Origin of the sequence: Janthinobacterium sp. HH106, assembly GCF_001758725.1 — a bacterium.
Taxonomy (GTDB): domain Bacteria; phylum Pseudomonadota; class Gammaproteobacteria; order Burkholderiales; family Burkholderiaceae_D; genus Janthinobacterium.
This window is the reverse complement of the sequence record NZ_LRIC01000030.1, coordinates 205,711-223,084: the sequence shown is the minus strand read 5'-3', so window position 1 is coordinate 223,084 and position 17,374 is coordinate 205,711. Positions and strand designations below refer to the sequence as shown.

Sequence of the window (17,374 nt, the reverse complement as noted above, 5' to 3'; positions counted from 1 at the left end):
TCACCATAGCATTTAGGCTATCAGGACGATTAAATGTGCTGATTGGCACTCTCAGGCAGAGAGTGCTAATATAGGGACATACCAACAGCAGAACCGCCATGGACGCCAGATGAAGATGGTGCCGCGATCTGCAAAGTGCAAGACCGAATACGCAAAACAGAACAGACAATCGGGCCACATCGTGTGATGTGGCCAACTGGAACAAAGCAAGACTACGAGGGAGAAAACATGACTATGATGTCCGCAACATCCGCATTGGTTCCGACCAAAAGTAATGCGCTGGGCCTCGGGTTCACTGGCAATCTGGGCAATATCGACGCCTATATTTCGGCCGTGAACCGTCTGCCCATGTTGACCCACGACGAAGAAATTTCGCTGGCGAAACGCCTGCGCGAAAAAAATGACCTGGCCGCCGCGCAAGAGCTGGTGCTGTCGCACCTGCGCCTGGTGGTCTCGATTGCCCGCGGCTATCTGGGCTATGGCTTGCCGCACGCCGACCTGATTCAGGAAGGCAATATCGGCTTGATGAAAGCCGTGAAACGTTTCGATCCGGACCAGGGCGTGCGCCTGGTGTCGTACGCCATGCACTGGGTGAAAGCCGAGATGCATGAGTACATCCTGAAAAACTGGCGCCTGGTCAAGGTCGCGACGACGAAGGCACAGCGCAAGCTGTTCTTCAACCTGCGCAGCCACAAGACGGGCCTCGATGCGATGACGCCGAAGCAGATCGATGCGCTGGCCAAGCTGCTCGACGTGAAGCGCGAAGAAGTGATCGAAATGGAAACGCGCTTGAGCGGCCGCGACATCGCGCTGGAGTCGCCGACCGACGATGAAGACGACAAGTTTTCGCCGATCGCCTATCTGTCGTCGGAGCAAAGCGAGCCGACCAAGGTGCTGGAAGCGGAACAAGTGACGCGCCTGCAATCGGAAGGTCTGGAAACGGCCTTGTCGAAGCTGGACGCCCGTTCGCGCCGCATCATCGAAGCGCGCTGGCTGGCCAACGACGACGGCTCCGGCGCCACCTTGCACGCGCTGGCGGAAGAGTTCGGCGTATCGGCCGAGCGCATCCGCCAGATCGAAGTGGCGGCGCTGAAGAAAATGAAGGGCGCGCTGGCGGCCTACGTGTAATCGCAAGCAATGCCGCAATGCAAAAGGCGCCGCAAGGCGCCTTTTAGTTTTATAAATGATATTTATCAACAGATAAACATTGTCAGCCCTTATGCTGCAGCCAAGCCCTTGGTGATCAGCTCGGCGACCAATTCATTCAGATCCGCGCCGCGCTCCTTGGCCAGGGTCTGCAATTGCAACACCAGATCGCTGTTCAGCTTGACGGCGAACGGCACCAGGCCCAGCGCCTGATCGCGCTTGCGCTGCTCGCGGCGGTCGACGACCACCGCTTCCTTACCGAATGCACCGGCGCCGGGAACATTCATCTTTCCCATCAGTTTCTTGGCATCGCTTTTGGCCAGGTCGGTTTTTTTCATGGTTGTTTCCTGATTTTCAAAACAGCCATTCTACGCAGTAATCGGCGCGCCGCGTGGCCGGCGCGTCAATTCATCGGCAGCGCGCCAATAGTGCGCCAGAAAAATATCATTTTGTTATTATCATTTTCATCCCACGCGTGGACGCCACGCCGGGACGCTTCACCTGAAAGGAAAAACATGCACTATCTACATCAATCGTACCGAACGTGGTTGTTCCCCCTGTTCATCGCCTGCCTGGCCGTGCTGGCGGGCTGCGGCGCGGCCGGCAGCGCCGGCGACGCGGAAAACACGCCGCGCAGCGTCACCCACGTGCTCTCGCCGGGCGAACAGGTCGCCATCACGGCCACCGATACCCTGAAACTCGAGCGCGTCAACGACAGCCGCTGCCGCAAGGGCGCCGTGTGCGTGTGGAAAGGCTACGTCAGCTACAGTTTCAGTTTGCTCAACAGCGCGGGCGCCACCGACATCGTCTTGTCCGAGTCCATGCCCGGCGCCGCCAGCTCCGTGACCGTCAACCACCTGACGTTCACCCTGCTCGACGTCGATCCGGCCACGCCGCCCGCCCTGGACGCGGCCGCGCCCACCTACCGGGTCAAGGTCAAGATTACGCAGGGCGCGCTGCCCCGCTAAATACCGTGGCGGCGCTGGCTGTCGGCAGGCGCCTGCTGGCGCTCCAGCATGCCGTAATCGCGCACCACGCCGGCGATGCGCAACCGGTAGTCGTCGAACACACCGTGCCTGCCCGCCGATTGCGCCGCGCGGTGCGCTTCCAGCTGCCGCCACTGCGCCAGTGCCGCTTCGTCGCGAAAGAAAGACAGCGACAGCAGTTTGCCAGGCTCGCTCAGGCTGCTGAAGCGCTCGATGGAAATGAATCCATCGACGTCAGCGAGCAAGGGACGCAGCGCGGCCGCCAGATCCAGATACTGCTGGCGTCCTTCGGCGCTGGGCCAGACTTCGAAAATCACGGCAATCATGCTATTTCTCCAGTGCTGAAAACGGGGATGCGGGCATTCAGCGAAGACCGGTACGACCAGGCCAGCGGCATGTCTTCCAGCCCGTCGGCCCATGCCTGCAGGCATGCCGTGGCAATCGTCTGCGCGATGGACTGGCCCGGACAGGCGTGGCGGCCATGGCCAAAACCCGACTCCGCCTGGCCGGCGCTGGCCAGCACGACGACGATCGTCTGCCCGGCCGGTATGCGCACGCCGGGCAATTCCACGGCATCGGCCGTGTAGCGGCGCGTGTTGTGGATCGCGGGATCATGCTGGCTGACTTCGCGCAGCATGGCCGGCCACAGCAAAGGCGCAGCACGCACTTGCGCGGACAACTGCGGCTGCGCGCGCAAGGCCACGACTGCATTGCCCAGCAAGCCGGCCGTGGCGTCACACGTCTGCGACAGCAAGCCCACGAGGTTGGCCAGCACGCCGCCAGACGCCCGCCAGCCGACGGCATCCGCCCCGGTCACGATGTCGTGCAGCAAGCTGCCGGGCAAGGCATCCGCCTCGCGCAGCAATACGGTAAAACCGTGCAGCAAGGCATCGGCCGCTTGCTGCGCGCCGGCCAATTCTTTCCCATTGCTCAGCGGCGACAAACAGGCGACAAAGTCGCGCGTCCAGGCGGCCAGCGCCGGCCATTGCGCTGGCGCAAAGCCCAGCAAGTCCGCCATGGCGAACAGGGGCAGCTCAAAAATCGCCTCGTTCAGCTGCGCGGCGCTGCCGGGAACGCGGTCGCCGGCAAACTGCATCACCCGTCCGTGCAGGCGAGCCAGGTCCACCTGGCCCAGCGCGCGCGCCAGCACCTGTTTCGGCACGGCATGCCGCTCGCCCTCGTTCATGCGCACCAGTTCGGCAAAGATGGCGCCGCACGGCGTGCCTGCCAGCGTATCCGGTACCGGTTGGCCTGCCGGGCGCACGCGGCAAGCAGGATGCTCGAGCACGGCCCGCACGCCGGCCGCGCCCGTCGCCAGCCAGCAATCGAGCGACGCCTCGAAACGCAGCGGCGGGCCTTCCGCCAGGCGGCGATAGTAGTCATACGGCGCCGCGTGGGTGACGGCGGAAAAAGGGTCGGCGAGCGGCATGCGCATTCCATTGCAGTGATGTGGGGACACGAGTATGCTGGTCCTTCCACCACAACACTTCGCCCACGGACGAATCATGGATGACAAACTTCCCTCGGCCGACATGGGCCTGGCGCAACTGGCCGGCGCCATCGCCGAACCGGCCCGCGCACGCATGCTGTGCAGCCTGCTCGATGGCCATGCGCGCACGGCCACGGAATTGTCCACCTTGGCCGAGGTAGGCGCCTCGACGGCCAGCGCCCATCTGGCGCGCTTGCGCGACGACGGTTTGCTGTCGATGCTGGCGCAGGGCAAGCACCGCTACTACCGTCTGGCCAGTACGGAGGTGGCGCGGGCGCTGGAAGCGCTGCTGGTGGTGGCCGGCGTGCCCGCAACGCCGTTTACACCCTCCACGCCGGACCGCTTGCGCCATGCGCGCACCTGCTACGACCACATGGCCGGCACGGTCGCCGTCGCCATGCACGACCAGTTGCACGCGCAAGGCTGGCTGCTCGACGATGATGGCGAAGGCGAATATTGCCTGTCGGAAGCGGGTGCGGCCGGCATGGCGGCGCTGGGCATCGACGTGCCGCAATTGCAGCGTCAGCGCCGCCGCTTTGCCTGTGCCTGCCTGGACTGGAGCGAACGGCGCGCCCACCTGGGCGGGGCGCTGGGGGCGGCCCTGCTGCAGCTGGCCCTGCGCCGGCGCTGGGCCGAGCGCGAACTCGACAGCCGTGCCCTGCGCCTCACGCCCGATGGCGAGCGGCGCCTGCTGGCCGCCCTGGGGGCACCATGATCAGCTTCGAAGGTTTGTCCAAACAATACGGCACGTTCGAGGCCGTCAAGCCGCTGACCTTACAAGTGGGCAAAGGAGAGGTCTTCGGCTTCCTGGGCCCGAATGGGGCCGGTAAAACCACCACCATCCGCATGCTGATGGGCATCCTCGTGCCCAGCAGCGGGCGCGTGCTGATCGATGGCCTCGATTGCCACCGCGATGGCGCCGCCGTCAAGCGCAAGGTGGGCTACCTGCCCGACAATCCCATCTTCTACGATTATTTGCGGGGACGTGAAATCCTGCAATTCGTGGCCGAAATGCATGGCTATCCACGTGCCGAGGCGGCCACGCGCACGGCGCGTCTGCTGACGGAATTCGGCCTGGACGAGGCGAGCGAGGATTTCGCCGTCAATTATTCGCTGGGCATGAAGAAAAAGCTGGGCCTGGCGTGCGCGCTGATCCACGATCCCGCCGTGCTGATCCTCGATGAACCGATCAACGGCCTCGACCCGCGTGCGTCGCGCGACGTGCAGGAACGCCTGCTGCGCATCGCCGCGGCCGGCACCACCATTTTTGTGTCCACGCATTTGCTCGACATGGCGCAAAAACTGTGCAGCCGGGTTGCCATCATCCACCGTGGCGCCCTGGTCGCCACGGGCAGCCTGGACGAGATCCGCCAGCAGCTGTCCAGCGACGGCAGCCTGGAAGACCTCTTTTTACAACTCACCGACGACACCGCATGACACCGGCGCCACCCACCGCCTGGCGCGCCGTCTGGCTGCTGACCCGATTGCGCCTGCAGCGCCTGCTCAACGTCAGCGGCAAGGGCTTGGCGTTCCATCGGGGAGGCAAGAGCCGGCCCGCCACGCCAGGAAAGAAACGAGGACGCTGGCTGCTGGGCGCGCTGCTGGTCTTGCCCATGCTATTTGCCTCCGGCAATATCGCCCGCCACAACCTGCTGAACATGCATTGCCTGCTCGACCAGGTGGCCGTTTGCCAGGCCAAGGGCAGCCTGCAGGCAGGCGAGCGCGTGATGGCGCCCGTCATCGCCCACTTGATCGAGCAACCGTTCAGTGCGGCACTGGCGGGCGCCCTGACCTTGCAATTGGCGCTGCTGTGGCTGGTGAGCCTGCTGCTGCCGCTGGGCATGGGAGAACTGTCGAAGCCGGACTGGGACCTGGAATGGCTGGTCACCCTGCCCGTCGACAAGGGCACCCTGCTGTGGGCGCGCGTGCTCGAACGCACGCTGGTCAACCCGCTCGGCCTGCTGGTGCTGTGGCCCGGCACCACCATGATCGCCTGGTATTCGGGCCAGGGCTGGTTTTCGCCGCTGTCGGGGCTGTTTGCCTGCCTGCTCCTGCTGGCCCTGGCAGCCATGTTGCGTACCCTGATCGACACGGGCTTGCGCCTGTCGCTCAGTCCTGCGCAGCTGCGCAACTTGCAGGCCCTGCTGTCGGTGGCCGGCCTGTTTCCCATGTATATGGGCATGTCGTTCGGCATGGGCACGGGCGGCTTTGCCCACGCGTGGGCGGCGGCCATGCCGGCCTGGACCGGCTGGACGGCGCCGGGCCTGCTGGTGAGTTTGCTCAATGCCCGAGGTGCGGCAGCGGCCTTGCCGGCCGTGCTGCTGCTGGCGCAATGCCTGTGCTTGATGCTGCTGGGCATGGCCCTGCTGCGCCGCCAGCTGCGCCACGGCGTGGTGGGCGCGGGCCAGCGCGAGGCCGGCCGCAAGCGCTCCCCTGCGAACCAGTCCGCTGGCAAGTGGCGCGCCCGCCCCGGCACGGTGATCCAGCGCCGCGAGCTGACCTTGCTGCTGCGCGACCGCAATTTTCTCGTGCAAACCCTGTTGCTGCCTTTACTGATCCTCGGTGGCCAGGCCCTGTTCTCGGGCCAGGCGCGCGACCTGCACGAGCTGCTTTCCAGCCCCGTCTTGCTGGCCTCTACCGGCTTTTTCCTCGGCACTTATGTGCTGATGATGTCGGCCTTCCAGACCCTCAACAAGGAAGGCGGCGCGCTGTGGCTGCTGTACACGTTTCCCGTCGCCGTCGACCAGGCGCTGCGGCAAAAAGCCCAGCTGTGGGCCGCGCTGGCCCTGCTCTACCCCTTGATCCTGTTCAGCGCGGCGCTGGCCTGGCAAGACGCCTGGCGGTGGGACATGGCGGGTTTGATGCTGCTGGCCCTGGCCGGCATCCCCCTGTACTCGGCGATCGCCGTGGCGCTGGGCGTGTTTGCCAGCGATCCGCTGGCCACCGAGGCGGCGGTAAAGATACGGCCGGCCTACACGTATCTATACCTGCTGCTGACCGGCCTGTACATCGTCGCGCTGGCGGCCGGCAGCCTGGCGCAGCAACTGGTGTTTGTCGTGCTGACGGCGGCGCTGGCCGTGGCCCTGTGGCAAAAAGCACGCGATGAAGTGCCCTACCTGCTCGACCCGTCCGCCTCGCCGCCGGCCAGGGTGACGGCGGCCGACGGCCTGATCGCCGCCATGCTGTTTTTTATTCTGCAAATCCTGCTGTTGATCCTGCTCAAGGACAAGGTGGCTGGCGTGCTCACGTATGTGCTGCTGCGCCTGGTCTACTGGCGCAGCAAGACGGCCGGCGTGCCGCGCATGACACGAGGCCGGCACCCCTGGCGCTGGGGTACGGCAGGCGCGGCCGTATCGGCTCTCTGCGGCATCGCCTGCACGCTCGTGCTGCAAGCACCTGCGGCGGCAGCGGGCGGCAGTTCGTGGGACAGCCTGTGGCTGCTGGCCCTGGGCGTGCTGGCCGCGCCCCTGTGCGAGGAATTCATTTTCCGCGGCTTGCTGCAGGGCGGCTTGCGCCGTTCGCTGCCGGCCTGGCAGGCCATCGGCACCGGCGCCGCGCTGTTTGCCATGATGCATCCGCCCTCCGCCATGCTGCCTGCCTTCGTGCTGGGCCTGTGCGCGGGCCTCGCGTACGAACGCAGCGGCGCGCTGCTGGCGCCCATGCTGGTACACGCGGGCTACAACGCCGCCCTCCTCGCATATCAGCTGCATGCTTAATCACCGGCAAGTTTGCTAGAATCGCACACGTTTCCGTCCGTATCCCAACCAATGACTACGCACAGATCACGCATGAAGCCACGCTTGTTCGCACCATTTATCCTCGCCGCGCTGCTGAGCGGCTGCACGGTACTAGCCCTGCGCCCCAACAGCGGCGTGGAAAACCGCACGTTCACCGTGCAGGAAGCCCCGCGCCTGCGCATCGACGCGCCCAAGGCGCGCATCCAGAACCCGATGCCCAACGACCACTTCATCGGCATCGCCCTGTCCGGCGGAGGCAGCCGCGCAGCCAATTTCTCGGCCGCCTCGCTGGAGCAGCTGGAGCAGTTCGGTCTCGTCAGCGGCGCCTCGGCCATCTCCGGCGTGTCCGGCGGCGCCATCGCGGGCGGCTACTATGCCTTGCATGGCAGACAGACGGATTGGCCTTTGCTGCGCAGCAAGCTGAAAACGGATTTCTTCGGCCAGACCATTTTGAAACCGGCCAACCTGACGACGATGTTGTTGACGAACAAGACGCGCACGTCCTTCCTGTCCGACGTGTTCGACGATGTGCTGTACGACAAGAAAACCTACGAGGACTTGCCGCACGACGGCCCCATCTTCCTGGCCAACGCGACGGATGCCACCGATGGCGGCAAGCGCGTGGTGTTTTCTTATGAGTATTTCTACGGCACCCTGCATTCGCCGATCCAGGATATCCGCCTGGCCACGGCCGTGGCCACCTCGGCCGCCTTTCCCGGCGTGTTCGATTCCGTCACCTTCGAGCGTTTCCGTCCGAAAAATACGTTCGTGCCGGAACTCGGTTCCGAGTCGCGCGAATCGCCGTCCTACGTGCACCTGTTCGACGGCGGCGCGGCCGACAACCTGGGCGTGGAAACCCTGTGGGACGTGGCCCTGACGCAACTGTACGGCAACGACATGGCCGTCGTGCCGCCGCGCCTGAACAGCAAGCCCTTCATCCTCATTTCCATCGACGCCAACGCGCCCAATTCCAGCGCCGTGTTCGAAAAGATGTCGGACGAGCGCCAGCCGCTGGACCGCATCTTCAACAAGAATATCTACGATGCCGTCGATGCCCTGTTTTCGCGCCAGCGCAAGGAAAATCTCGTCAAGATGGGCTTTGGGCAAGCCCGCTTCGATACCATCACGCATGAAAACTTTGGCGACCTGAGCCAGAAATTCGTCAAGGGCAAGCGCACCTCGGCCTTTGCCATTCCCGTGCTGTGCCGTCCCCACCTGGGCCAGTACCGCTGCGAAGTCGATGCGGCCGATCCTTTGCCCGGCCAGATCCGCACGCGCCTCGAAGGCTTTGCCTGGCATATTTCCATCGACCAGATCGCCTCGCTGGCGCTGCGCCTGTCCAGCGGCGACGCCCAAGTCGACAATGCCCGCAAGGAAGAGCGCGCCGCCCTCGTCAAGCTCCAACGCCTGGCCACGCAGACGAAGACCCATCTGAAACTGACGGGCCCGGAAAACTGCAGCCCGGACGTCTTGCAATCGGCGCTGTACAGCGCCGCGCGCGTGCTGATCCTCGACGACGAGGAATCGCGCTTCGCGCTGTGCGACTACATGCTGGCGGGCAAACTGATCAATGACGACACGGTCTGCAAGCAGCGCTACGTGCACGCCGTGCCCCGCTTCGCCATCGAGAGCGAAGATTTGCAATACCGCAACTTGAGTTCAGACGGCAATTCCGTGAACGTGCCGATACGCTGCAAGAAGTGAGCTGCCTGGCACGACAAGGGTAACTCTTGATTGTAATCAAGACAGCCATGACGTCGACGAAGAAGAATGCACTGTACGGCTGTTGCGGGGGATAAACCCATGCACCGCAGCCGCCTGGTCACCATTCATCGTGAAGGATAGCCCATGTTTTGCACGGCATGCGGGACGCAGCAAGCGGAAGGCAAGACGCACTTTTGCGCCAACTGTGGCGCGCGCAGTGACGCCGCCGAGGCACTGCCTGCCGGTGTGGCTGGCTGGAGCTGGGGTGCCTTCCTGCTGAACTGGATATGGGCGATCGGCAACCGCACGTGGATAGGCTTACTCGCACTGATCCCCTACGTTGGCATCGGGGTTGCCATCTGGCTGGGCATCAAAGGCCGTGAGATGGCCTGGAAAAATGGAAAATGGCAAAGTGTTGAACACTTCAACCTGGTACAACGAAAGTGGTCGCAATGGGGCATCGGTCTTACGCTAGTCATCGGCGTGATCAGCCTGTTGCTGTCTTTCGCCTTACTCGTATCGTGGTCGAAAGACATGAAGCGCGTTGACGCCAGCACCGTCGACACCCTGCTGGCGGCAGCGGAAACGTCCTCGCAAGAGGCCGCACAAGCGGCAATATGCCCAGCCGAAAGCGATGAGTAGCGCCTCGCACGCGCACAAAAAAGCCCGCACGATCACTCGTACGGGCTTTAGCGCAAGGATTCCTGGCGCCCGGTTGATTTAGATCATTCGACCTTAAATCAAGCGACTACGCCTGCGCATGTAGCTGCGGCTTAACGCACCTTCCAGTTCCTGCTCCGTTTTATGCTGGTTCACCGTGTACAGGGCCCACAGGGCCGCCGGCGCCCAGCCGATCACAGTGCACTGCAAGATCAAGGCGGCGGCACCGGCCAGCGGGCGCCCCAGCATGAAAAACGTGAGACACGGAAGTAGCAAGGCTATCAGCAATCGCATCACGACATACTCTCCTTCAAAATAGAGCAGCGGACAAGGGCCGGTATCCGGTCCGTCCCCCGCCCGCTGCGTACTGCTCCTTATAGATGCACTGAGATTTGGGGCATCAGGTCGTCAAACGTGCGACCGTTGCCGTTTTCTCCGATGGCGTGCATCTTCCATTCGCCGTTATGGCGGTACAGCTTGGCCATGATCTGTGCCGTGTGGGAACCTTGCACAGACAGGTTGAAACGCGCGACTTCCTGGTTATTGCTCGCATTCAAGATGCGGCAATAGGCGTTTTCCACCTGCGAGAAGTTCTGGCCAGTAAAGCTGTTGACGGTGAAGACCAGGCTTTTCACGTGCGCCGGCACCTTCGACAGATCGACATTGATCTGTTCGTCGTCGCCATCGCCCGCGCCCGTGCGGTTGTCGCCCGTGTGGACAATGCTGCCGTCCTTGCTTTTCAGCTGGCGGAACCAGACGATGTCGGACGTGCCCTTGTTCTCGTCGAACATGACGCACGACGCGTCCAGGTCGACGGCTTCCGTCTTCGAACCGAAACCGAGGAAACCCTTGGTCTTGGCCGCATCCCAGCCCAGGCCCATGGTGATACGGGTCAGGGTGGTACCAGCTTCTTTGTCCAGAGAAATCTTCTGGCCCTTGCTCAAATTGACAGACATACGCATAGCTCCTGTTTGCTTGGTTACATCAAATATTAGTTACGCCGGCTTGCTTTGCGTCCAGGCGAGGAAGGCCGCGCGGTTGCGCGAGCACACGAGGATTTTTCCCGTGCCTGAAAACTTCAGCACCATACCCTCGCCGCTGGTCTGGCTATTGATCAAATTACCCAGAAAGCCGCCGCTGCTGCCGGTCGTGATGGAAATTTCGTATTGCAGGCGGTTGTCCCAGCATACGACGTGCGAATTGTCGATCACCACGTCCTTGCCAGGCGTCACTTCCAGTTCCGACATCGCGCCAAAACCGGACACCGCCAACTGGCCGCTGCCTGCCGTCTCGGTGATGAAAAAACCACCGCTCTGGGCAAACAGCGCATTGCCAAGGCTTTGCGTGCGCACCTTCAATTCCACGCCAGACGTGGCCGCCACGAAGGCGCCGTCGCTGATCATGTATTGCTGGGTGCCAACCTCGAGCACCCGCATCGCGCCGGGCAAGGTGGGCGACAGCAGACAGTCGCCGTCGCCCCGCATGGCCTCGATATGCTGCTGAAAGAACGATTCCCCGTTGGCAAAGGTGCGCATCAGCGCAGCGCCTATGCCGCCCGTCATCTTGCCTTTCAGCTCAAGATTGGTTTCCATCATCACCATCGCATCGGATTCGCAATAAATCTTCTCGCCCTTGGCCAGCGACACATGCAGAAACGGGTCGACGTCCCCTGTTACATTAAAAACCGGCATTCAACTGTTCCTTCCTCAACGATGATGGTGATGGCGGCGGCCCGCGCTGCGGACCGCCTTGATTATTTACAACTTATACGCCGACGCCGAACGATGCTGCGAGTGGGCCCAGACCGCCTTTATATCCCTGGCCGATGGCCTTGAATTTCCAATCGCCGCCGTTGCGGTAGATTTCACCGAAGACCATGGCCGTTTCCGCCGAGCCGTCTTCCGACAGGTCGAAACGGGCGATTTCCGTGTTGCCGTTGGCATTCACGCAACGCACGTACGCCTTCGATACCATACCAAAGTTTTGCTTGCGCGCTTCGGCATCGTGAATCGTCACGCAGACGGCGATCTTGTCGATCTCGGCCGGCACCGTGGCCAGGTCGACGACGACGGTTTCATCGTCGCCATCGCCGGCGCCCGTGGTGTTGTCGCCCGAGTGGGTGACGGAACCGTCGCTCGACTTCAGGTTGTTGTAGAAAATCATGTCGACGTCGGCGCGAACCTTGCCGTCGGCCTTCAACAGGAATACGGAACCGTCGATGTCGAACGCGGCGCCGTCGGTGGCGCGGGCATCCCAGCCCAGGCCGATGATCATCTTCGAAATGCCGGGGGCTTCCTTGCTCAGGTTGACGTTGCCGCCTTTTTGCAGACTGATTGCCATGATGTATTTCTCCTATGTGGGTTGTATATGACCAAACACCTGGCGTCCTCCACCGGCCTGACTCCCCAGGCCGGCGGCGACGCTTGCTGCAACTTGCCGACAAACGGGTGTAGTCGTTTGCCGCGCATTCTTTACACTGCCTTGACCGCTTCCAGCGCTTCCATCCGGCCTTCTTCGAGGGCCATCCTGCGCTTGTAGCGGATCGACGACCACAGCGAGGCGAGAATGAAGGCCACCCCGATCAGACCCGTGAAAATCTCGGGAATGTGGAACTTCATGCTGACCAACATGATCACGGCCAGGATACCGATCGCATAGTGCGCGCCGTGCTCCAGATAAACGAACTCGTCGAGCGTGCCCTTGCGCACCAGGAACACCGTCATCGAACGCACGAACATCGCGCCGATCGCCAGGCCCAGCATGATGATCACGACATCCTTGGTGATGGCAAACGCGCCGATCACGCCGTCAAAGCTGAACGAGGCGTCGAGCACTTCCAGGTACAGGAAGCCGCCAATACCGCCGCGCTTGATGATGTCGCCCATGTTGCCGTCGCCGTTGTCGCCTTCCAGCAAACCGCTGATCACATCGACGCCCACGTAGGTCAAAATACCCCACAGGCCGGCCGTCAGGACCACCAGCTTCTGGCCTTCTTCGATCATCGACAGACTGACCATCAGGGTACCGAGCGCGATCATCACCGAAATCGACGAAATCTTGCCCAGCGCGCCCAGTTTTTCTTCAATGCGGCCCAGCCAGTGCGTTTCTTTTTCCGAGTCCAGCAGGAAGTTCAGGAAGACCAGCAGCAGGAAAATGCCGCCGAATGCCGCCACTTCCGCGTGGTGATTCGTCAGGTGCATCGAATACTGTTCCGGATTGCTCAGTGCCAGATTCCATACTTCCATCAAGCCCAGGTCCGCCGCTTGCGCCACGATGACCAGCGGGAACAGCAGACGCATGCCGAACACGGCGATGATGATGCCCACGCCCAGGAACAGGTTCTGCCAGAATTTATCCCAGTTCTTCAGCACCGAGGCGTTGACCACCGCGTTGTCGAACGACAGCGAGACTTCCATCACGCCCAGGATCACAGCGATACCGAGCGCCGCCAGCATCGTCTGCACGCCACCGTGCGTATAACCCCACCAGGCGGAAATGCCCAGGCAGATAAATGTCACCAGAAATGACACTCTGAAATGCTTCATCGATAGTTCCCCGTTATCTAGATTTAATGAAACATAGTATAGGGACATGTCACACATTTAAAAATAGAAGATAATGGAAGTATTACTTCGTAAAAACAGAAGATAGGATATCGCGATGAAAACCACGGGCTTCAATTACCGCCATTTGTACTTTTTTTGGGTCGTCGCCAAGGAAGGCGGCGTGACGCGCGCGGCCGAACGGCTGGGATTGGCCGTGCAAACCATCAGCACCCAGCTGGCCCTGCTGGAAAAGGAACTGGGCCGCTCCCTGCTGCAGCCGCAGGGACGCCGCCTGGTGCCGACGGAAGCGGGCCGGCTGGCGCTCGGCTATGCGGACCAGATTTTTTTGCTGGGCGAGCAGATGCAGGATGCGCTGGCCGATACGGACGCGGAAAAGATGCGTTTGACGGTGGGCATTTCCGATTCCCTGCCGAAACTGATGGCCTACCGCATGCTGGACGCCACGCGCAGCCTGGACCAGCCCGTCAAGCTCGTGTGCCTGGAAGACGAATTTGAATCCTTGCTGGCCGACCTGGCCCTGCACAAGCTGGACCTGGTGTTGACGGACCGCGCCGTGCCCGCCGGCGCCAGCCTGCGCGTGTCCAGCCACCTGTGGGGCGAAAGCGCCATGAAACTGTTCGGCATCCCCGCGCTGGCCGCACAATACCGCGACAACTTCCCGCACAGCCTGCATGGCGCGCCATTCCTGCTGCCGGCGCGCAATAACGCCTTGCGCGGGCGCATCGATGAATGGATGGTGCAGCAAGGCGTGCGGCCCGATGTGGTCGGTGAATTCGAGGACAACGCCATGCTCAACGCGTTTGGCCGCAAGGGCCTGGGCCTGTTCTTCGCCCCGGCCAGCCTGGCGGCCGATATCGAGGAGCAATTCGGCGCCGTGCTGGTCGGCGACGCCTCATCCCTGCGCGAACAGTTTTATGTCATTTCAAACGAACGCAAGATCATGCACCCGGCACTCGATGTCATCCTGGCCGCCATCCAGGGCCAGCCAAAGATTCACAAGGAAAGCTGATAAATCCATTCGAAAATAACGTTTGAATAATCAATCAAAAGCGATTGTAATAAAGCCTGAGACAAACACGCGCCCCTCCCTCGCCGGCAGGGCGCGATCACCATAAAAAAACAGGAGCATCACCATGTCCACGGCAGGCAAGACGATCGATATTCCCGATCTCATCAATAACAACAGGATCGGCTCCTTCCAGATCGGCATGCTGATCCTGTGCGGGCTGTGCGTCATCATGGATGGCTTCGACGTGCAGGCGATGGGCTATGTGGCGCCCGCCATTATTGCCGATTGGCATGTCAGCAAGGCCAACCTGGGTCCCGTGTTCGGCGCGGGTTTGCTGGGCATGCTGGTCGGCTCGCTCGTCTTCAGCATCACGGCCGACAAGTTCGGCCGCCGCCCCGTGCTGATCGGCTCGACCATCTTCTTTTCGCTGTGCATGCTGGTCACGCCGCTGGCAACAAACATCGAGCAATTGCAGCTGATCCGTTTTATCACGGGACTGGGCCTGGGCGCCGTGATGCCGAACGCCATGGCGCTGGCCGGCGAATACAGCCCCCTGCGCAAGAAAGTCACCCTGATGATGCTCGTCTCGTGCGGCTTTACCCTGGGCGCCGTGCTGGGTGGATTATTGTCCGCCGCGCTGATTCCCGCCTTCGGCTGGCAATCCGTGTTTTACGTGGGCGGCGTGGTGCCGCTGATCATCGGCGTGCTGATGTTCTTCCTGCTGCCGGAATCGATGCAATTCCTGGTGCTCAAGAAACGCAAGCTGGATAAAGTCGCCAAGTGGCTCAAACGCATCGATCCCACCGTCAACATCACGGCCGACACGCAATACGTCGTGCATGAAAAGGAACACAAAGGCGCGCCCGTGCTGCAATTGTTTACGGGCGGCCGCGCCAAGATGACGATTTTGTTGTGGGTCATCAATTTCATGAACTTGCTGAACTTGTATTTCCTGTCCAACTGGCTGCCGACCATCGCCAAGGAAGCGGGCCTGTCGACGGCCAACGCCGTGCTGGCGGGCACGGCCCTGCAAGTGGGCGGCACCATCGGCACCCTCGTCATGGGCCAGCTGATCGACCGCTCCAGCTTCCGCCGCATCCTGCTGCCGTGCTTTTTGGTCGCTGCCGTGGCCATTGCCCTGATCGGCCGTCCCGACGTGTCGTTGGCGTTCCTGTTCATCACGATCTTCATCGCCGGTTTCTGCGTGGTGGGCGGCCAGCCCGCCGTCAACGCCCTGGCGGCCAGCTACTACCCGACCACCCTGCGCTCGACGGGCATCGGCTGGAGCCTGGGCGTGGGCCGCATCGGTTCCATCATCGGCCCCGTGCTCGGCGGCGAGCTGATCCGCCTGAACTGGCCCAACAGCACGATTTTCCTCGTCGTCGCCATCCCCTCCATCGTCTCGGCCGTCATGGTGTTTGCCATGCGCGGCGGGCCGCAAACGGCGGCTAAAGGCTGAAAAGCGCGAAAAACCCGCCGCGCGCGCCCGCCTGCACGGGCGGGGCGCGCGGCTAAATTAGGCTATGGCGGCCTTCGTCGTTTAAGATGACGTTTTAACAGCCCATCTTTTGCGCCCCCATGCACAATGTCTTGCTAGTCCTGCTCGCCCTCTTCCTGGTCGCGCTGAACGGTTTTTTTGTTGCCGCCGAGTTTGGCATCGTCACCTTGCGGCGCACGCGCATCCGCGCCATCGCCAAGACGCAAGGGCTGCGGGGCCGCATCCTGGCCAAGGTGCATGGCCAGCTGGACGCCTACCTGTCCGCCTGCCAGCTGGGCATCACGCTGGCGTCGCTGGGCCTGGGCTGGGTCGGCGAACCGGCATTTGCCGGCTTGCTCGAGCCGCTGTTCGGCGCCATCGGCGTCACCTCGCAAGAGCTGATCCACGGCATCTCCTTTGTCCTCGCCTTCAGCGTGATTTCCTTCCTGCATATCGTCGTGGGCGAACTGGCGCCCAAATCGATGGCCATCCGCAACCCGGAAGCCGTCGGCCTGTGGAGCGCGATTCCCCTGTACGGCTTTTACTGGACCATGTATCCCGCCATCTACCTGCTCAACGCCAGCGCCAACTGGGTGCTGCGCCTGGCGGGCCTGTCCGGCAAGGGCGGCCACGATGCCCACTATTCGTCCGAAGAATTGAAACTGATCCTGCGCACCAGCCAGCCCGGCGAAAAGTTTACGCGCGACGAGCGCAACATCCTGGCCCAGTCGCTCGATTTCGAACAAATGACGGTATCGGACCTGATGCGCCCGATCAATGAAGTGATCGCCCTGCACGCGTCGAGCACCTTGGAAGAAAACCTCGACACGGTGCTGCGCAACCGCTTCAGCCGCTACCCGTATTTCGACACGAATGAAGACGACGTGTTGGGCGTGGTACACCTCAAGGATCTGTTCTTTGCCCAGCAGGCGGGCAAACCGATCACCTCGCTCACGCCGTTTTTGCGTCCCGTGGACATCATTTCCGCGCGCACGCCGGCCCTGGAACTGTTCCGGCGCTTTCGCGACGGCGCGCCCCACTTCGCCCTGATCGGCGAGAAGGGCAAGCGTCCGCTGGGTTTTATTACGCTCGATAACTTGCTCGGCGCCATGGTCGGTGAAATCCGCGATGAATTCCGCCGCAATGAAAACGACTGGCTCAAGCAAAGCGACGGCACCCTGATCGGCAAGGCCAGCCTGCCCATCTTCTCGCTCGAACGCATCCTCGGCATCGATATCGAAAACGAGGAACTGGGGCTGGACGACGTGGAATCGGTGGGCGGCTTGATCATGGTCAAGCTCGGCGACATCCCCAAGCAGGGCCAGCGCATCACCTTTGTCGACTTCGACATCGTCGTCAAGAAGATGAACGGCCCGCGCATCGTGCTGATCAAGGTGATTCCCAAGCAGGAGCGGGACCTGGATGCCGATTTAAGGGATTAAGAGCCTATCCCAGCAGGGAGCGTCTTCTGCTGGCAGTTCATCAGGAGTGCGGACAAGGCGTGAGGAGGACGCGTGGCAAGCCACGCGACGACGATCAACGCAGCCCCCGCTTCTGAGGGGCGCCAGCAGGGGATGTATTCATCTACTGGGGTAGGCTC

The 17,374-nt window shown here is 62.2% G+C and carries 18 protein-coding genes; 10 read left to right on the top strand and 8 right to left on the bottom strand.

The genetic code is table 11. From position 1 onward, the window contains the following. Positions 1–228: 228 nt before the first annotated feature. Positions 229–1,128, top strand: a complete 900-nt coding sequence (gene rpoH / locus JAB8_RS14035) for an RNA polymerase sigma factor RpoH (protein ID WP_170932923.1) — start codon at positions 229–231, stop codon at positions 1,126–1,128. Positions 1,129–1,217: 89 nt separating this feature from the next. Here the strand turns inward: rpoH and JAB8_RS14030 are convergent, their stop codons facing one another. Further along, entirely contained in the window at positions 1,218–1,484 is a 267-nt protein-coding gene (locus JAB8_RS14030) for a hypothetical protein (RefSeq protein ID WP_070290134.1), read from the bottom strand. A gap of 177 nt (positions 1,485–1,661) precedes the next feature. Between JAB8_RS14030 and JAB8_RS14025 the strand changes: the two genes are divergently transcribed. Then, positions 1,662–2,114: a hypothetical protein gene (locus tag JAB8_RS14025; RefSeq protein WP_070290132.1), complete on the top strand. Its 453-nt coding sequence runs from the start codon at positions 1,662–1,664 to the stop codon at positions 2,112–2,114. On the opposite strand, the gene JAB8_RS14020 is transcribed toward JAB8_RS14025, so the two are convergent. Both JAB8_RS14020 and JAB8_RS14015 read right to left on the bottom strand, forming a co-directional pair. Continuing rightward, positions 2,111–2,458 carry an antibiotic biosynthesis monooxygenase gene (locus JAB8_RS14020; protein ID WP_070290131.1) on the bottom strand — a complete coding sequence of 116 codons (348 nt, stop codon included), beginning with the start codon at positions 2,456–2,458 and terminating at the stop codon, positions 2,111–2,113. The genes JAB8_RS14025 and JAB8_RS14020 overlap by 4 nt on opposite strands. Then, positions 2,455–3,561 (bottom strand): cytochrome P450, encoded by a 1,107-nt coding sequence (locus JAB8_RS14015; RefSeq protein WP_070290257.1) that lies wholly within the window; start codon positions 3,559–3,561, stop codon positions 2,455–2,457. Before JAB8_RS14015 ends, JAB8_RS14020 begins: the two co-directional genes overlap by 4 nt. A 76-nt stretch (positions 3,562–3,637) precedes the next feature. On the opposite strand from JAB8_RS14015, the gene JAB8_RS14010 reads away from it, so the two are divergent. From JAB8_RS14010 to JAB8_RS29525, 5 genes are all read left to right on the top strand, one after another. Then, positions 3,638–4,336, top strand: a complete 699-nt coding sequence (locus JAB8_RS14010) for a helix-turn-helix transcriptional regulator (protein ID WP_070290130.1) — start codon at positions 3,638–3,640, stop codon at positions 4,334–4,336. Further along, positions 4,333–5,058, top strand: coding sequence for an ABC transporter ATP-binding protein (locus tag JAB8_RS14005; protein ID WP_070290128.1), 726 nt, complete (start codon positions 4,333–4,335; stop codon positions 5,056–5,058). The genes JAB8_RS14010 and JAB8_RS14005 overlap by 4 nt, the downstream gene beginning before the upstream one ends. Beyond that, entirely contained in the window at positions 5,055–7,337 is a 2,283-nt protein-coding gene (locus JAB8_RS14000; protein ID WP_070290127.1) for a CPBP family intramembrane glutamic endopeptidase, read from the top strand. Before JAB8_RS14005 ends, JAB8_RS14000 begins: the two co-directional genes overlap by 4 nt. 84 nt (positions 7,338–7,421) lie before the next feature. Further along, positions 7,422–9,062, top strand: a complete 1,641-nt coding sequence (locus tag JAB8_RS13995; RefSeq protein WP_070290125.1) for a patatin-like phospholipase family protein — start codon at positions 7,422–7,424, stop codon at positions 9,060–9,062. 144 nt (positions 9,063–9,206) lie between these two features. Further along, positions 9,207–9,704, top strand: a complete 498-nt coding sequence (locus JAB8_RS29525; RefSeq protein WP_070290123.1) for a zinc ribbon domain-containing protein — start codon at positions 9,207–9,209, stop codon at positions 9,702–9,704. Positions 9,705–9,797: 93 nt separating this feature from the next. On the opposite strand, the gene JAB8_RS13985 is transcribed toward JAB8_RS29525, so the two are convergent. From JAB8_RS13985 to JAB8_RS13965, 5 genes are all read right to left on the bottom strand, one after another. Continuing rightward, positions 9,798–10,016 (bottom strand): hypothetical protein, encoded by a 219-nt coding sequence (locus tag JAB8_RS13985; RefSeq protein ID WP_034784905.1) that lies wholly within the window; start codon positions 10,014–10,016, stop codon positions 9,798–9,800. A gap of 80 nt (positions 10,017–10,096) precedes the next feature. Next, positions 10,097–10,678 (bottom strand): TerD family protein, encoded by a 582-nt coding sequence (locus JAB8_RS13980; protein ID WP_070290121.1) that lies wholly within the window; start codon positions 10,676–10,678, stop codon positions 10,097–10,099. A gap of 39 nt (positions 10,679–10,717) precedes the next feature. Continuing rightward, positions 10,718–11,413: a TIGR00266 family protein gene (locus tag JAB8_RS13975; protein WP_070290113.1), complete on the bottom strand. Its 696-nt coding sequence runs from the start codon at positions 11,411–11,413 to the stop codon at positions 10,718–10,720. A 73-nt stretch (positions 11,414–11,486) separates the two neighbouring features. Next, positions 11,487–12,062: a TerD family protein gene (locus JAB8_RS13970; protein ID WP_070222543.1), complete on the bottom strand. Its 576-nt coding sequence runs from the start codon at positions 12,060–12,062 to the stop codon at positions 11,487–11,489. A gap of 131 nt (positions 12,063–12,193) precedes the next feature. Continuing rightward, a complete protein-coding gene (locus tag JAB8_RS13965) occupies positions 12,194–13,267 on the bottom strand; it encodes a DUF475 domain-containing protein (RefSeq protein ID WP_070290111.1) in 1,074 nt (357 codons plus the stop codon). 115 nt (positions 13,268–13,382) lie between these two features. On the opposite strand from JAB8_RS13965, the gene nhaR reads away from it, so the two are divergent. From nhaR to JAB8_RS13950, 3 genes are all read left to right on the top strand, one after another. Beyond that, complete coding sequence (gene nhaR, locus JAB8_RS13960) at positions 13,383–14,297, top strand: transcriptional activator NhaR (RefSeq protein ID WP_070222547.1); 915 nt, start codon at positions 13,383–13,385, stop codon at positions 14,295–14,297. A 124-nt stretch (positions 14,298–14,421) separates the two neighbouring features. Then, positions 14,422–15,756, top strand: a complete 1,335-nt coding sequence (locus JAB8_RS13955) for an MFS transporter (RefSeq protein WP_070290110.1) — start codon at positions 14,422–14,424, stop codon at positions 15,754–15,756. Between the two features lie 119 nt (positions 15,757–15,875). Further along, positions 15,876–17,216 (top strand): hemolysin family protein, encoded by a 1,341-nt coding sequence (locus JAB8_RS13950; RefSeq protein ID WP_070222551.1) that lies wholly within the window; start codon positions 15,876–15,878, stop codon positions 17,214–17,216. Positions 17,217–17,374 lie beyond the last annotated feature (158 nt).

Coding starts and splice junctions, on each gene's coding strand:
- rpoH (WP_170932923.1), top strand. CDS start 229: ATGACTATGATGTCCGCAACATCCGCATTGGTTCCGACCAAAAGTAAT.
- JAB8_RS14030 (WP_070290134.1), bottom strand. CDS start 1,484: ATGAAAAAAACCGACCTGGCCAAAAGCGATGCCAAGAAACTGATGGGA.
- JAB8_RS14025 (WP_070290132.1), top strand. CDS start 1,662: ATGCACTATCTACATCAATCGTACCGAACGTGGTTGTTCCCCCTGTTC.
- JAB8_RS14020 (WP_070290131.1), bottom strand. CDS start 2,458: ATGATTGCCGTGATTTTCGAAGTCTGGCCCAGCGCCGAAGGACGCCAG.
- JAB8_RS14015 (WP_070290257.1), bottom strand. CDS start 3,561: ATGCCGCTCGCCGACCCTTTTTCCGCCGTCACCCACGCGGCGCCGTAT.
- JAB8_RS14010 (WP_070290130.1), top strand. CDS start 3,638: ATGGATGACAAACTTCCCTCGGCCGACATGGGCCTGGCGCAACTGGCC.
- JAB8_RS14005 (WP_070290128.1), top strand. CDS start 4,333: ATGATCAGCTTCGAAGGTTTGTCCAAACAATACGGCACGTTCGAGGCC.
- JAB8_RS14000 (WP_070290127.1), top strand. CDS start 5,055: ATGACACCGGCGCCACCCACCGCCTGGCGCGCCGTCTGGCTGCTGACC.
- JAB8_RS29525 (WP_070290123.1), top strand. CDS start 9,207: ATGTTTTGCACGGCATGCGGGACGCAGCAAGCGGAAGGCAAGACGCAC.
- JAB8_RS13985 (WP_034784905.1), bottom strand. CDS start 10,016: ATGCGATTGCTGATAGCCTTGCTACTTCCGTGTCTCACGTTTTTCATG.
- JAB8_RS13980 (WP_070290121.1), bottom strand. CDS start 10,678: ATGTCTGTCAATTTGAGCAAGGGCCAGAAGATTTCTCTGGACAAAGAA.
- JAB8_RS13975 (WP_070290113.1), bottom strand. CDS start 11,413: ATGCCGGTTTTTAATGTAACAGGGGACGTCGACCCGTTTCTGCATGTG.
- JAB8_RS13970 (WP_070222543.1), bottom strand. CDS start 12,062: ATGGCAATCAGTCTGCAAAAAGGCGGCAACGTCAACCTGAGCAAGGAA.
- JAB8_RS13965 (WP_070290111.1), bottom strand. CDS start 13,267: ATGAAGCATTTCAGAGTGTCATTTCTGGTGACATTTATCTGCCTGGGC.
- nhaR (WP_070222547.1), top strand. CDS start 13,383: ATGAAAACCACGGGCTTCAATTACCGCCATTTGTACTTTTTTTGGGTC.
- JAB8_RS13955 (WP_070290110.1), top strand. CDS start 14,422: ATGTCCACGGCAGGCAAGACGATCGATATTCCCGATCTCATCAATAAC.
- JAB8_RS13950 (WP_070222551.1), top strand. CDS start 15,876: ATGCACAATGTCTTGCTAGTCCTGCTCGCCCTCTTCCTGGTCGCGCTG.